At 59.6% G+C, this 14,028-nt stretch carries 15 protein-coding genes and 4 tRNA genes; 7 read left to right on the plus strand and 12 right to left on the minus strand.

Features of this window, described 5'->3' with window-relative positions; all coding sequences use genetic code 11:
- Positions 1–158 precede the first annotated feature (158 nt).
- The 3 genes from BMZ01_RS10110 to BMZ01_RS10120 all read right to left on the minus strand — a co-directional run bounded on the left by BMZ01_RS10110 (position 159) and on the right by BMZ01_RS10120 (position 1,110).
- Positions 159–249, minus strand: a tRNA-Ser gene (locus BMZ01_RS10110).
- Between the two features lie 62 nt (positions 250–311).
- On the minus strand, positions 312–518 hold the full coding sequence (locus BMZ01_RS10115; protein ID WP_092287035.1) for a CsbD family protein: 207 nt from the start codon (positions 516–518) through the stop codon (positions 312–314).
- Between the two features lie 109 nt (positions 519–627).
- A complete protein-coding gene (locus BMZ01_RS10120; protein WP_092287037.1) occupies positions 628–1,110 on the minus strand; it encodes a nucleoside deaminase in 483 nt (160 codons plus the stop codon).
- Between the two features lie 26 nt (positions 1,111–1,136).
- Here BMZ01_RS10120 and BMZ01_RS10125 point away from each other — a divergent pair, with 26 nt between their 5' ends.
- Complete coding sequence (locus BMZ01_RS10125) at positions 1,137–2,165, plus strand: prephenate dehydrogenase (RefSeq protein WP_092287039.1); 1,029 nt, start codon at positions 1,137–1,139, stop codon at positions 2,163–2,165.
- 55 nt (positions 2,166–2,220) lie between these two features.
- On the opposite strand, the gene BMZ01_RS10130 is transcribed toward BMZ01_RS10125, so the two are convergent.
- From BMZ01_RS10130 to BMZ01_RS10150, 5 genes are all read right to left on the minus strand, one after another.
- Positions 2,221–2,296, minus strand: a tRNA-Arg gene (locus tag BMZ01_RS10130).
- 101 nt (positions 2,297–2,397) lie between these two features.
- Entirely contained in the window at positions 2,398–3,978 is a 1,581-nt protein-coding gene (locus BMZ01_RS10135; protein WP_092287041.1) for an SLC13 family permease, read from the minus strand.
- A 260-nt stretch (positions 3,979–4,238) separates the two neighbouring features.
- Positions 4,239–5,612 (minus strand): magnesium transporter, encoded by a 1,374-nt coding sequence (gene mgtE, locus BMZ01_RS10140; RefSeq protein WP_092287043.1) that lies wholly within the window; start codon positions 5,610–5,612, stop codon positions 4,239–4,241.
- A gap of 151 nt (positions 5,613–5,763) precedes the next feature.
- A tRNA-Arg gene (locus BMZ01_RS10145) sits at positions 5,764–5,836 on the minus strand.
- Between the two features lies 1 nt (position 5,837).
- A tRNA-Ser gene (locus BMZ01_RS10150) sits at positions 5,838–5,929 on the minus strand.
- Positions 5,930–6,042: 113 nt separating this feature from the next.
- Between BMZ01_RS10150 and hisC the strand changes: the two genes are divergently transcribed.
- On the plus strand, positions 6,043–7,080 hold the full coding sequence (hisC, locus tag BMZ01_RS10155; protein WP_092287045.1) for a histidinol-phosphate transaminase: 1,038 nt from the start codon (positions 6,043–6,045) through the stop codon (positions 7,078–7,080).
- 29 nt (positions 7,081–7,109) lie between these two features.
- On the opposite strand, the gene BMZ01_RS10160 is transcribed toward hisC, so the two are convergent.
- A complete protein-coding gene (locus tag BMZ01_RS10160) occupies positions 7,110–7,364 on the minus strand; it encodes a MoaD/ThiS family protein (RefSeq protein ID WP_092287047.1) in 255 nt (84 codons plus the stop codon).
- Between the two features lie 59 nt (positions 7,365–7,423).
- On the opposite strand from BMZ01_RS10160, the gene BMZ01_RS10165 reads away from it, so the two are divergent.
- From BMZ01_RS10165 to glfT1, 5 genes are all read left to right on the plus strand, one after another.
- A complete protein-coding gene (locus BMZ01_RS10165) occupies positions 7,424–8,662 on the plus strand; it encodes a molybdopterin molybdotransferase MoeA (RefSeq protein ID WP_092287049.1) in 1,239 nt (412 codons plus the stop codon).
- 2 nt (positions 8,663–8,664) lie between these two features.
- Complete coding sequence (locus tag BMZ01_RS10170) at positions 8,665–9,138, plus strand: MogA/MoaB family molybdenum cofactor biosynthesis protein (protein ID WP_092287051.1); 474 nt, start codon at positions 8,665–8,667, stop codon at positions 9,136–9,138.
- A complete protein-coding gene (locus BMZ01_RS10175; RefSeq protein WP_092287053.1) occupies positions 9,135–9,596 on the plus strand; it encodes a molybdenum cofactor biosynthesis protein MoaE in 462 nt (153 codons plus the stop codon). Before BMZ01_RS10170 ends, BMZ01_RS10175 begins: the two co-directional genes overlap by 4 nt.
- Before the next feature lie 5 nt (positions 9,597–9,601).
- Entirely contained in the window at positions 9,602–10,645 is a 1,044-nt protein-coding gene (locus tag BMZ01_RS10180) for a ThiF family adenylyltransferase (protein WP_223845981.1), read from the plus strand.
- 96 nt (positions 10,646–10,741) lie between these two features.
- Positions 10,742–11,662: a galactofuranosyltransferase GlfT1 gene (gene glfT1 / locus BMZ01_RS10185; protein ID WP_092287057.1), complete on the plus strand. Its 921-nt coding sequence runs from the start codon at positions 10,742–10,744 to the stop codon at positions 11,660–11,662.
- A 13-nt stretch (positions 11,663–11,675) separates the two neighbouring features.
- Here the strand turns inward: glfT1 and BMZ01_RS10190 are convergent, their stop codons facing one another.
- From BMZ01_RS10190 to wzm, 3 genes are all read right to left on the minus strand, one after another.
- Complete coding sequence (locus BMZ01_RS10190) at positions 11,676–12,122, minus strand: GtrA family protein (protein WP_092287059.1); 447 nt, start codon at positions 12,120–12,122, stop codon at positions 11,676–11,678.
- Between the two features lie 162 nt (positions 12,123–12,284).
- A complete protein-coding gene (gene wzt, locus BMZ01_RS10195) occupies positions 12,285–13,076 on the minus strand; it encodes a galactan export ABC transporter ATP-binding subunit Wzt/RfbE (protein ID WP_092287061.1) in 792 nt (263 codons plus the stop codon).
- Between the two features lie 57 nt (positions 13,077–13,133).
- Positions 13,134–13,982, minus strand: a complete 849-nt coding sequence (gene wzm, locus BMZ01_RS10200) for a galactan export ABC transporter permease subunit Wzm/RfbD (protein WP_177180158.1) — start codon at positions 13,980–13,982, stop codon at positions 13,134–13,136.
- Positions 13,983–14,028: the final 46 nt, after the last annotated feature.

The raw sequence follows: 14,028 nt of genomic DNA on the forward strand, positions 1-14,028 counted from the left end.
TACTCGATAGACATTCGCAAAGCACCCCTGAAACAACAAGCCGTGTGTCCCAACCGGCGACACACCGACCAGACACACATTTTGCTACTTAACCCTCTAGTTGTGTGGGGGCGCGAATAGAAAAACACACCGTGAAGATTCACGGTGTGTTTTTGGATTGGCGGTGGCGGCGGGATTTGAACCCGCGGTTGGGGGTTACCCAACAATCGCTTTCGAGGCGATCACCTTCGGCCGCTCGGACACGCCACCGCGCTCCAGGTTAATGGAGAGCAGCGGCCTGACCAAAATCCCAGGTGTTTGAGGACACCGACTTACTTGTCGTCCTTCTGGAAGGCACCCATGACCTTGTTGGCGGCATCCTTGATCTTGTCGCCAGCGTCGGACACAGCATCTTTAATGTCGGCCTTGGTCTGGTCGGCGCGGCCCTCATCAGCCATGGATTCATTGCCGGTGGCTTCGCCGAAACCTTCCTTGGCCTTTCCGCCCAGGTCCTCAAACTTGTTCTCAATGTCGCCCATATGCGTTCCTTCCATCAGGGGGTAGTGACTAATTCAAAGTGTACGCATAAAAAAGCTTGCAGGTATCCCATCTCCGAGCACTTCCCCGGAAATTCCCAGGCCAATCGCATTATTCACAGCGTAAATTTAAGAAGAACTCCGTCAATAATTCTTCACACTCCGCCGCCAATACCCCACCTCGGACTTCCGGGTGATGCAGGGTGCCCGGGTCGCGCAAGAGATCCCACACCGAGCCGCAGGCCCCGGTGCGCGGCTCAAAAGCCCCAAAAATTATTTCCTTTACCCGCGCCCCCATAATCGCCCCGGCGCACATGCAACAGGGCTCCAGGGTCACCACCAAGGTGCAATCGCTTAAACGCCAACCATCGCGTCCCAAAGCTGCGGCCTGTTGAATCGCCAAGATCTCGGCATGCGCGGTGGGATCCCCATCTGCTTCCCGGCGGTTCGTGGCGGCGGCTAAAAGCTCATCACCTGGGCCAAAGACCAGTGCTGCTACCGGTACATCCTCGACTGGGGTGTGCGCCGCATGCGCTATTGCTTGGCGCATCAACTTTTCTGCGCGTGCCACACCGATCGTTGGAGGAAGAACCATAGCTTGCAGTGTGCCACACTAAATGAATGATGAAACCAGCACTTAGCCGTCCGGTCTGCATCCTTGGTCTTGGGTTGATCGGCGGATCCCTCCTGCGTGACCTCGCATCAACCGCGGTCACAGCCTATGGCTATAACCGTTCGCCTTCCGGTGCGCGCGCCGCCGCGGCAGATGGCTTCGATGTCAGCGATAACTTAGAGGCCACCTTGCAGCGCGCCGAAAAGGACAACGCGCTCATCGTCTTAGCTACCCCCATGGGGGCGATCCCCACCTTGCTCAATGCGCTTAATGAGCACGCCCCGCACTGTGGTTTCACTGATGTGGTCTCAGTGAAGGGTCGCGTATGGGACCTCGTCCAAGAACGCGGCATGCAGGAACGCTATGTCGGCGGGCACCCCATGGCCGGTACCGCAGATAGTGGCTGGAAAGCTTCACATACCGGGCTTTTTAATAAGGCCGCCTGGGTAATCACCTTCGACCACGCCCTCGATGAAGGCGATTCCAGCCCCACCGAGGAGTGGACCCGCCTGTGGACGGATGTCGCGCACCTCGCCCGCCTAGTGGGCGCAGAAACCATCCCCTCGCGGGTGAAACATCATGATCGCGCTGTTGCCCGCATTTCTCATCTGCCGCATATCCTCGCCGAGGCGTTGGCCATTGTCGGCGATAATGGCGGGGCGCTGGCCCTATCCCTGGCCGCCGGTAGTTTCCGCGACGGCACGCGGGTCGCTGGTTCCGCTCCTTCCCTGGTGCGCGCCATGTGCGAAACCAATGCGGAGGCATTGCGTGAGGCCCTCGATGAGGCCATTAATTTGCTCACTGATGCGCGCACTAATTTAGATGCCCCCAATGCGAACCTCGAGGAGCTGGTGGATGCCGGTTATCGTTCGCGCATCCGCTTCGAGGCGCGTTCCGGGGCTCGCGGCCGCACCGATTCGGTGAGCCCCGCACCTGTTTCTACCCGCCCGGTGCTGCGGGTTCGCCCCGGTGCTCCAGGCTGGATTGGGCAGCTCATCCAGGCGGAGAACCTCGGGGCTCGCATCGAGGTGTTCTAGAGCCTCAGCTGTTGTAGGAAAAGCAAAATCCCCGCGGTGAAAACTGCGGGGATAGTGGTGCGCCCGGAGGGATTCGAACCCCCAACCTTCTGATCCGTAGTCAGATGCTCTATCCGTTGAGCTACGGGCGCTTGCTTGGCAACGCGTTAAAACTTTACTCCTTCGTTCCCGCATCCACCAAACACACAGCTCACGCCCCCTATTTAGGAGCAGTAGGGGGCGTGCGTTGTTCTTAGAAGACCATGCCGAAGACCGGCACCGCCAGGAAGTAGGTGGTGATAGTCACCAGCGCCACCGCGATGATATTCAGCCAGACACCGCCCTTGATCATGTCGCCAATGCGGACATAACCAGAGCCGTAGGCAATAGCGTTCGGCGGGGTAGCAACCGGCAGCATAAACGCGCAGGTAGCGGACAGCGCAACCGGGATGGTCAGAACCATAATGTTCTGTGGGCCACCAGCATCCAGGCCAATACCAATGGCCACACCGGCCAGGATCGGCAGGAAGGTAGCAGCGGTAGCGGTATTGGAGGTGAATTCGGTGAGGATCAGCACCAGTGCAGCCACCGCAGCAATCAGCAGGATCAGCGGCAGGTGCTGCAGGCCCTTAGCCTGCTCACCGATCCACAGCGAAAGGCCGGAACCGGAGAACATCTTGGACAGTGCCAGGCCGCCACCGAAGAGCAGCAGCACATCCCAGGGCAGTTCATTGGCGGTCTTCCAGTCCATAATGCGCACACCGGTTTTGCCATCCACCGGGATCATGAACATAAGAGCAGCTGCGGCCAGGCCAATGGTGGCATCAGCAACGCTGATCTTCAGGCCCAACCAATCAATCACCAGCGGGACGAAGATCCAGCACACTGCCGCACCGGAGAAGATAATCGCGGTGAGGATTTCGGCGCGCCCCATCTTGCCCATGTCTTTGAGTTCCTGGCGGATCATTTCGCGGCCACCGGGGATGGAGTCTACCTCCGGTTTGAACACGGTGATTAAGCAGAACCAAGCGATACCCATGAACACTGCAGCTAGCGGCACACCAACTAACATCCAGTGGCCGAAGCCAATCTCAATCTGGTGGTTTTCTTCCATATAGGCGCGCAGCAGAGCATTCGGTGGGGTACCAATGATGGTGCCCAACGAACCAATAGAGGCCGAGTAAGCAATGCCCAGCATCAAAGCGGTGCCGAATTTACGCTGGTTGCGCATACCACCCACGGTTTCCGCAGTCAGGTGCAGCACGGACATGCCGATGGGCAGCATCACCACTGCGGTGGCGGTATTAGACACCCACATGGAAAGGAAGCCGGTGGCGATCATAAAGCCGGCGATCAGCTGCTTGGGCTTGGTACCCACCATCAGCACCACGCTCAGTGCTAGTCGGCGGTGCAGGTTCCAGCGCTGCATGGCCAACGCCAGGATGAAGCCACCCATGAAGAGGAAGATTGTGGGCGAGGCATAGGGCGAGGACACTTCACCGATCTTGGCGACCTGCATGATGGGGAAGATCACCAGCGGGATCAAGGCGGTGGCGGCCAGTGGAATGGCTTCGGTCATCCACCAGGTGCCCATCAGCACCGCTACTGCGGCGGTAACGCGCATGCCTTCATAACTGAACTCATCTTCCCCGCTGCCGTGAGCTTCGTTAACCACATCAATGGCTGAAGCCGGGAAGATCCAATAGATGATCAGCGCTAGGATGATGCCTGCGATCATCCCAATGAGTTGACGACGCCACTCCCAATAGTCGCGGGTTTCCGCGTGTGTGCCTTCAGCTTCTGCAGTGCTTTCGTGAATCGCAGGAGTTGTCATAGGGGCGCAACTTCCCTTCCTTAGTCAGAAAATTAAGGGTGGAGATTTTCGCGCCGCAGGATCCCACTGCAGACGCTCTCAACGCACCCTCTTATGACCCACATCACCGATTCAGTGGGACAATCGTTCTCATCATAACGAGGCCCCCGAGTCGCTCCTAAGTGTTCACCCCATACCACCCCCGGGGCCACATAGCGGTAATTCTTTCTTCCCGCGTATCGGCGGGCAGAAAAACGCCGCTAGCAGCCCCAATAGTTCTTTTAAATCCCGAGCACGCTCTTGGCAATCAGGAAGTAAATAATCAGACCAGTGGCATCGCAGAATGTGGAAATGAAGGGGTTAGAGAAGACCGCGGGGTCAGCACCCACAGCCTTCGCCAAAATAGGCATCGCTCCACCCACGGTGGCGGACATCATGCACACCGCCAGCAGCGTCGAACCAATCACAATGCCAATGGGTAGGCCATAGACCACGGTTGCCAGCACAAAACCCAGCACGCCCAGCAGGCTTCCTAGGATCAAGCCGACGCGTAGTTCCCGCCACATCACCGCTAACACATCTGATTTACGCACATCACCCAAAGCCAGGGCACGGGTAACGGTGGTGGCGGCCTGGTTACCGGTATTACCACCGGTACCGGTCAAAAGCGGGATGAAAAGCGAGAGCACCACAGCTTTAGCCAAGGTGCCTTCGAAGGTATCCAACACATGCACCGTCAGCAGTGCAGAAAGTGCCAGCACCAGCAGCCACACAATGCGCGAACGCACCACCTTCAAAAGTGGGGTTGCCAAGTAGGGCTGTGCCAGTGGTTCATGACCACCGGAACGCGCGGTGTCTTCGGTGTCGGCTTCTTCCACAATGTCCTGGGCGTCATCCCAGGTCAGAATGCCTACTAGGCGTTCGGAATCATCCACCACCGGCATGGCCAGGAAGTCCAGTGGCAGGAACCAGCGCGCGGTTTCTTCAGCATCTTCATGTGCATTCGCCCGCACTGCGTATTCCATGAGCGCTTCGATTTTGGTGTCCTGCGCGGCGGTAAAAAGTTGGCGCAGGGAGCACACTCCCACCAGGCGGCGATCCCGGGTGGTAATCGGCAGGGTGTAGATGGTTTCCACATCGTGGGCGACATCGCGCAGGTACTCGGTGGCTTGGGCCACGGTCATATCGGGGTGCACCAAGGGCACCTCCGGGGACATGCGGCGGCCCACCGAGCCACGCGGGTAGCCCAGCACAATGCCGGTGATATCGCGTTCCGAGGCGTCCAGGTTGCTCAGCAGCTTATCGGCGATTTCCGCCGGCAACTCATCGAGTAGGGAGACTCGGTCATCGGGATCTAATTCGCCGAAGAAGTCCACCACATCTTCGTGCTGCAAGGCACCGATGAGGTCCGCTTGGTGTGCGGCATCCAGGGCATCAAAAACTTCGATGGATCGTTTGCGGGAGAGCAGGCGCAGCACCACCGCTGCGCGCACCACGGGGCTGCGCTCCACCAGGGCAATAATGTCCTGGATGGGTGGCTGCGCCAAGAGCGCGGTTAATTCGCGGGTGTCGGTGGCGGTGGCATGCCGTCTATCGCGGATCAGGTCCTCGATGCGCTCCATGGTTTGGTCGGTCAGCGCTTCATGGCTGCTCATCTGCTACCTCCCGCATCTGCCCCGCAGGGGGGAAAGGTGTCGGGGCTGTCCAAAAAAATTTTTGGCAATCCCAGGCGAATAAAATCTGACATAGCAATCAAGCCCCCGCACCCCTCAACTTGTGGCGAGGAGCGCGGGGGCTTAGCTAGCGTGCGCCCGGAGGGATTCGAACCCCCAACCTTCTGATCCGTAGTCAGATGCTCTATCCGTTGAGCTACGGGCGCGTGGCGGAGACGAGAGGATTTGAACCTCCGGTCCACCGTTAAGTGGACAACTCATTAGCAGTGAGCCCCATTCGGCCGCTCTGGCACGTCTCCACACATGATCCCTCACACCCGCGAAAGCGCGCGTGCAGAATCCTTAGTGAGTGTAGCGGTTAACCCATCTCTGGCAAAACCTGGCAGGTACAGCGCGGTATAGACTCGTCGACATGATTCGTAAGGACCTGACTCATCTCCCCGCTTATGCTTCCGGAAAGTCCCAAACCGGCTGCCTGAAGCTCGCTTCCAATGAGACCACCCAACCCCCAGCCCCCAGCGCCATTAAAGCCGCCCAACAGGCCGCTGAGCACTTTAATCGCTACCCAGATATGGGTTCCTGGGATCTCAAGGAAGCACTCGCCGAGCACCTGAATCTCCCCATCGAGCAGATTGCGGTGGGCTGCGGTTCCTCCGCCTTATGCCAGCAGATGGCGCAAATGACCTCGCTGCCGGGTGATGAAATCATCTACGCCTGGCGCAGCTTCGAGGCCTACCCCATCTTCACTCGCGTAACCGGCGCCACCCCCGTGGAGGTCCCCCTCACCGAGGATTATCGCCATGATCTGCCCGCCATGGCCGCCGCCATTACAGATCGCACCAAGCTGATCTACCTGTGCAACCCCAATAACCCCACCGGCACCACCATTAGCCGTGCGGAGTTCACCGAGTTCATGCAGCAGGTGCCCAAGGATGTGGTCGTCGCCCTGGATGAGGCCTATGGCGAATTCAATGATGCCGAGGACACCCCCAATGCCCTCGAGGAGATCAAGAATTGGCCGAACCTGGTGGGGCTTCGCACTTTCTCCAAGGCCTATGCCCTAGCCGGCGCGCGCGTCGGTTATGCCTTCGGCGCCCCGGAGCTCATCGAGGCGCTCAACAAGGTCTGCATTCCCTTTTCCGTGGCCGCGGGTTCCGGCGAGGCTGCCATCGCTGCGCTGCGCGAACAGTCCCTCATGCAGGAGCGCATCGCTATTACCAAGGGTGAGCGCGAACGCATTACCCGCGAGCTCGGCGCGGTGCCCTCCCGCACCAATTTCGTGTGGTTCCCCAAGGGCGATTCCCTGCCGGACCCGCTCGCCTTCGGCCAAAAATTATTGGCAGAAAAGGTCATTGTGCGGCCTTTCCCTGAAGGCATCCGCGTTACGGTCACAACCCCGGAGGAATCCGAACAATTATTGGCTGCCTGGGCAAAGGCTCAGCAAAGCTAGAGCTTTCCCCGAGACCGGCGGGTGAAGGTTTATCCGCCGGCAAAAGGCGGCAGGACATCCACGCGTGCCGCGCCGGCTAGTACATAGCCCGAGTCGCTAGTAGATTCCCCGTCGACTAAGAAGGTGCATCGTTGAAGTACCTCCGCTAGGGAGGTACCCGCAGCGGTCGCACCTTCGATGCGGGATAGTTCTTCTACCAGCTCACCGAGGGTTTGAGGGCCGTTAATTTCTTCTTCCGCCAGCCCGCGCGCCGCCCGCGCTGCCGCAAAATAATGAACCTGCATCTGGGGTGTTTCCTCCTGAATATGCCAATCATGGGGTACAAAGACGTACCCTAGAAGTCATGCATACGCGAACTCCTGAAGAACATCTAACTGCGGTTCGGGAACTCTTCCGCAGCGCCAACCCTGAGTCTGCGCAGAATCCTGAGTCAGCACCCCCTACCCCGTCGGTGTCCATCCACCGCGATAAGGCTGTGGGCTTGGTGTTGGCTGAGGATTTGGTGGCCACGCAGCCTTCGCCGCGTTTCGATAATTCCCAGATGGATGGCTATGCGCTGAATGAAACCCAACGCCAAGCCCTCCCCGCCACCTTCACTTTAGGGCCCACCTTAGCGGCCGGCACTGACCCCGCCACGCTTTATCCCGAAGGCATCCACGATCGCATTGTGCCGATCATGACCGGCGCGAAGGTGCCGGAGGGTTGTGCCGCCATTATCCCGGTCGAAAAGTGCGAGCCCGGTGAATTTCAAGATGAAGGCGCCGAAGTTCAGCTCCCAGAGGCTCCGGCCGGCCAATTCATTCGCCATGCTGGTGAGGATCTCGCCGAAGGCGCGGAACTAATCTCCCGCGGTACGCGTCTTAATGCCGCTGCGATTGCGCTTTTAGCTTCCCAGGGTATTGAACATATTCGGGTTTATCGTCCCGCCCGCATCGCCATTATTACCGGTGGTGATGAAATTGGTGGCCCCGGCCCAGCCAGCATCCCCGATGCCAATGGCCCCATGCTGGATGCCTTAGCCCGGCAACATGGCGTGGAGGTTGTTGCCCGCCTGCACACCAGCGATGATATTGATTCTCTGGCCACCATTGTGAAAGACACCTTGGCGGTCAGCTCCCCGGATGCGGTGATTACCTCCGGTGGTATTAGCCATGGCCGTTTCGAGGTCATCCGCAAACTTTTAGAAGGCACCGATGATGCCTGGTTCGGCCATGTTGCTCAACAGCCCGGTGGTCCCCAGGGTTTAGCTACCTTCGGTGGGGTTCCGGTGATCTGTTTGCCCGGTAACCCGGTATCCACGTTGGTCAGCTTCCGTACCCTCGTAGCCCCAGTGTTGGGGGTGGCAGAACCTTCCCGCGAGGCGGTGCTGGCCCAGGATGTCACCGGCCTGCCCGGCCGCGATCAATTCCTACGCGCCCAACGCGTTGATGAGGGCAGCGAGGTTCGTGTGGCCCCCATTGGTGGTGCTGGTTCGCATCTCATTGCCCAAGCAGTTCCCGCTGATTGCCTATTGCGCATCCCCGCTGGGGCTGCCCTTAAAGCTGGGGATACTGCCTTGATCTACCCGCTGGAAGAGTGGTGAGCATGAGTAACCAACGCACTGGCCTCGTGGTGGTGGTATCCACCCGCGCTGCTGCCGGGGAGTACCAAGATGAAACCGGCCCCCGCCTGGTGGAGTTCCTCCGCGAATTAGATTTCGATACCCCGGAACCAATCATCGTTGCTGATGCCGATATTGCCAGCGCCATCGAAGAGATTGTGCGTAATCGCATGCCCAGCGTGCTGCTTACTACCGGTGGCACCGGCATTACCCATGATGACCGCACCGTGGAGGCAGTGGAACCGCATATCGAAAGGGCTATGCCGGGCATCGTCAATGACTTCTTCCGCCGCGGCCTGGAACAAACCCCGCTGGCGATTGTTTCCCGCGCGGTCGCTGGTACCCGTGGCCACAGTTTCCTCATGACCCTGCCGGGGTCCAAGGGTGCGGTCAAAGATGGTATCGCCACGCTGCGCCCAGTGTTGCCGCACATTATGACGATGTTGGAGCGTGCATGAGCGCCGATCCGGATTATGTGCGGGAGCAAACCGGGGTCGTACTTGATGCGCTCATCAGCGCAGAACCACTCGAGAAGCTTATGCCCGCCGCCCGCGCCGCAACACTCACCGAAGCAATGGGTGCGCTGGTGACCTTCGAAGGCATTGTCCGCGACCATGATGGTGGCCAGCGGGTGCGGACCCTCACCTACTCCGCGCACCCCAGCGCACAGCAGCTCATCGAAGAGGTCGCCGCATCGGTAAGTGCCGCGCACCCGGATGTCCGCCTGTGGACCGCGCACCGCACCGGCGCCCTGAAGATCGGTGATCTTGCCTTCGTGGTGTTCGCAGCCTCCGCGCACCGCGGCGCTGCTTTTGCCGCGGCAGAAAACCTCGCGGATCGCGTCAAAGCTGAGGTCCCCATTTGGAAGGAACAAACCTTAAGCGATGGCGGTGTCCAATGGGTGGGCACGGAGTGAGCACTATGCGTTATCTTCGCCAAATCGGGCTCCCCGGTTTCGGCGAAGAATCTCAAGAAAAGCTCAGCCAGGCCACAGTCACCGCGGTGGGGTGTGGTGGTTTGGGTTCTCCTGCCCTACTCTACTTGGTGGCAGCAGGGGTCGGGCGGGTGCGTTTCCTCGACCATGATGATGTTGAGCTGACGAACCTGCACCGCCAGGTGTTGCACTCCACAGAGGCGATCGGCATCCCGAAGGTGGATTCCGCCTACCAGCGGCTTTCTGCCCTCAACCCGGAGGTTCAGCTAGAGCCGCTGCGCGAAAAACTTACCCCGGAGAATCATGTGGAGTTAGTACGCGGCTCCACGGTGGTGCTTGATGGCAGCGATAATTTCCCCACTCGCCACCTGGTGTCTTCGGCTTGCGCGCAACTAGGTATCCCGCATATTTGGGCTTCCATTTTGGGTTATGAGGCCCAATTATCGGTCTTCGATGCTGCCGCGGGCGGGCCCATCTATGAGGATGCTTTCCCCCAACCCCCAGCCCCCGGCAGCGTCCCTAGCTGCGCAGAAGCCGGGGTGCTTGGCCCGGTGGTGGGCCAGGTGGGCTGCGCCATGGCCATGGAAGCCATCAAACTCATCGCCGGCATCGGCAAGCCCCTGCGCGGCACCATCGCCTACTATGATGCCCTCAGCGCCCGCTGGGAATACATCCCCTTAAAACCCAACCCGCAGGTCCTTGAGCGCGTGCACAGCGGCGTCCTCCCGGAGTTCGAAAAAGACGTCCCCACGCTGAACACTATCCCTGACGGCGCCCTCATTATCGACGTCCGCACACCTAAGGAATGCGCCCGCGGCATGATTCCCGGCGCGCAGAACATCCCGCTTGATGAGATCCTCGCCGGCACCCCGCTACCCATCCACAACCCCACGCTGCTTTATTGCCAAACCGGCAAACGCTCCGAACGCGCCCTCCGCGCACTGCTGGGCACTCACCCCGCTGAGCTTTTCCACCTCCGCGGCGGTTATGAATTCTGGAGCTCCTCCCGAGACCCGCAATCAGGCACCTAAAAAATTTTTTCGCCCGGGGACTTGGGGTTTGCCGCACCTAGTTTTCTCCTAGGCCACGGACTAGCCCTTGGCTAGGCGTCTGGCACAATAATCCGCATGCCCCTAAGCACCCAGGATTCCGTTGCCGCAGTGATTGTCACCCACCACCGCGTAGAGCAATTAGCTCATTCTCTAAAAATTGTGGCCGGCCAAGAACCACGCCCCCTCAAGCACATCATCGTGGTCGATAATGGCAATGAGCAAGCGGTAAAAGACCTGGTAGAAGAGGTCTGCGGGGATCGCGGGGTGTATTTAGCTTCCCAGCACAACCTAGGCGGCGGCGGTGGGTTTGCCTATGGTTTCCTCCACGCCCTCGCACTTGGTGTGGATGCCGTGTGGTGCGCTGATGATGATGGCCACCCCGAAGACACCCACGTGCTCGCCACCCTTCAAGAATGCGCCCAGCGCCATGGTTTAGAAGAAGTCTCCCCCGTGGTCTGCAACCTGGACCATCCAGAGAACCTGGCTTTCCCGCTTCGCCGCGGGGTGGAGTGGCGCCGTAAACGCGCTGAGCTCATCGACCCCAAACACCCCGAAGATGACCTTCTTCCTGGTATCGCCAGTCTGTTTAATGGCGCGTTAATCTCCGCCAGCGCCATGGAACGCATCGGGGTTCCGGACTATCGGCTCTTCATCCGCGGCGATGAGGTGGAATACCACCGCCGTCTGGTGCGCAGCGGCCTGCCTTTTGGCACCTGTTTAAGCACCGCCTATTTGCATCCGGATGGTTCCGCGGAGTTCCGGCCCATCTTGGGTGGGCGGATGCATACCCAATACCCAGATAATGAGGCGAAGCGTTTCTTCACCTACCGCAATCGCGGTTATCTGATGAATCAGCCGGGGATGCGGCGCCTTTTGCCGCAGGAGTATGCGCGTTTTGCGTGGTTCTTCCTAGTGCAGGAAAAAGACCCCAAGGGCTTTATGGAATGGTTGCGGTTACACCGGATGGGACGCAAGGAGCACTTCGAGCGCCCATAGCGCATAGCGCACCTTAACGAACCTTAAAGATGAAGATCCTTTGCACCAGGAAGTTCACCACGGTGGTAATGCCCTGGGCGAAGACGAAGGCGGCGGTAATCGCGATCCATTCGGAAACGCCCCAGGATTCCAGCAGGTGGAAAGCGACCTTATACAGCCCGATATTGAGGAAGAAGGTCAGCAGGTAGAGCACCACCACCGCTAAGAAACGCCGAGCCGATGGTGCGGCTTGGAAAGTCCAGCGGCGGTTAATCAGGTAGGCCACTGCGGTGCCCAGCAGCACACCGCCGGCGCGCGCCGGGGTGGGAGCGAAGCCGAAGCCACTTTGCAAGATGGTGGTTAGCCCATAGTCGAAAACCGCTGAAATGCCGCCGGAGATAATAAAGCGCGAGGCCTGGGTTTGCAGGCCAGTGGCGTTGGCGGCGCGGACTTGGGGTTTTCCTTCTACGGGTTGTGGCACCCGAGAGAGTTTACCGCCTGCCCGTGGGTTGGGAAATCAGAGTGAGAGATCAATGAACAGCGGTTCAGGTTCCCCCGTCTCTCCAGGCGCGGCATAGCTCAGCCTCCCGACATCGGCGAGGAACTGCGGCGGTACGGGAGGCGGGTCTCGGGGAGGCGCAGCCTAGGACTTTGACTCCATGTCTTTGAGGAGCCGGCGGACGTGGTTGGCGGCGTCTTTGCCTTCGTAGGCTTCGACGACTTCGTCGACGAGACCGGCTTTGCGGATTTCGCCGTGGTCGATCCACAGCGCGGTGTTGCAGAGCTGGGCGAGGAAGTCGTTGGAGTGCGAGGCGAAAACGAGGATGCCGGAGCGCGCGACGAGCTCTTGGAGGCGGGCGCGGGCCTTGGCCATGAAGGCGGCGTCGACGGCGCCGATGCCTTCGTCGAGGAGGAGGATTTCAGGTTCAATACTGGTGACCACGCCGAGGGCGAGGCGGATGCGCATGCCGGTGGAGTAGGTGCGCAGCGGCATCGCGAGGTAGTCGCCGAGCTCGGAGAATTCGGCGATTTCATCCATCTTCTTTTTCATCTGGCGGCGGGATTGCCCCAGGAAAAGGCCGCGGATGATGATATTTTCATAGCCGGAGATTTCGGGGTCCATGCCGACGCCGAGATCGAAGACGGGGGCCACGCGGCCGCGGATATCGGCGGCGCCGCGGGTGGGTTCGTAGATTCCGGAAAGCAGGCGCAGCAGCGTGGATTTGCCGGCGCCATTGTGTCCGACCAGGCCTACGCGGTCGCCTTCGCGCAGGTGGAGGTTGATATCGCGGAGGGCTTCGACAACCACCACATTATCGGTATTACGGCCGATGGCGCCGCCAGCTGCGCCCAGGAAGGCTTTTTTCATGGAACGGGACTTGGCGTCGAAGATGGGGAAATCAACGCAGGCGCCGTAGGTGTCGATAGAAACCATGGTGCGGGGCCTTTCTGGGGGTGAAGAGTTGGGCTGTGTGTGTGGGCGGGGTTGGGTTTAGACCCAGTAGCTGACGCGGAAGCGCCATTGGCGCATGGCCATCAGCGCGAGGAAGAGGCCACCGATGGTGCAGCCGATCACCACCCACCAGTGATAGGCCGGTAAGGAGGCGCCGATTAAGGGCGCGCGGATGACTTCCATGTAGTGATAGAGCGGGTTGAGTTCTGCGAGGCGGGCGCGGTTGGCGATCTCGCCGCCTTGGTCATGCAGGGTGGAGGTCATCCAGACGATGGGGGTGACATAAAAGAGCAATTGCACGAGGGCTTCGAGCAGTGGTGCGACATCGCGGTAGCGGGTGGCAACAATGCCGAAGAACATGGTGACCCACACACCATTGATGATCAGTAGCGCCATGGCGGGGATGGCGAGTGCGAGGTTCCACCCCAGGTTCCGGGGGAATACCAGGATCAAGATGACCCAAATAACGAGGTTGTGGGCCAGGAAGAGGGTTTGGCGCCACACCAGGCGATAAACATGCACCGACAGTGCGGAGGGCAATTGTTTAATGAGGCCCTCATTGTCGATGAAGATATTGGCGCCTTCTTTAATGCAGCCGGAGATAAAACCCCAGATCACTAGGCCCACGGTGACGTGTGGGAGGAACTCGGCGACCGGGATTTTAAAAAGCACCGAATAGAGCAGCCCCAAGGCGAGCGCCATGACGCCGGTGGCGATGGTGATCCACAGGGGGCCGAGCACGGAACGGCGGTAGCGTTGCTTGATGTCTTGCCAACCTAATTGCAACCACAATTCGTGTTGGCGGAAGCCGCGCATGAGGTCAGCCCAGGCAGCCCGCAAGGTTTTGGATTGCGAGACCAGCGTATTTGCTGGGTCTGGGGCGGTCATGCGCGCAAGATCGGCGCGGAGATCCTTCGTGGTATTTCGAGGTTGC

Source organism: Corynebacterium spheniscorum (assembly GCF_900113445.1).
GTDB lineage: Bacteria > Actinomycetota > Actinomycetes > Mycobacteriales > Mycobacteriaceae > Corynebacterium > Corynebacterium spheniscorum.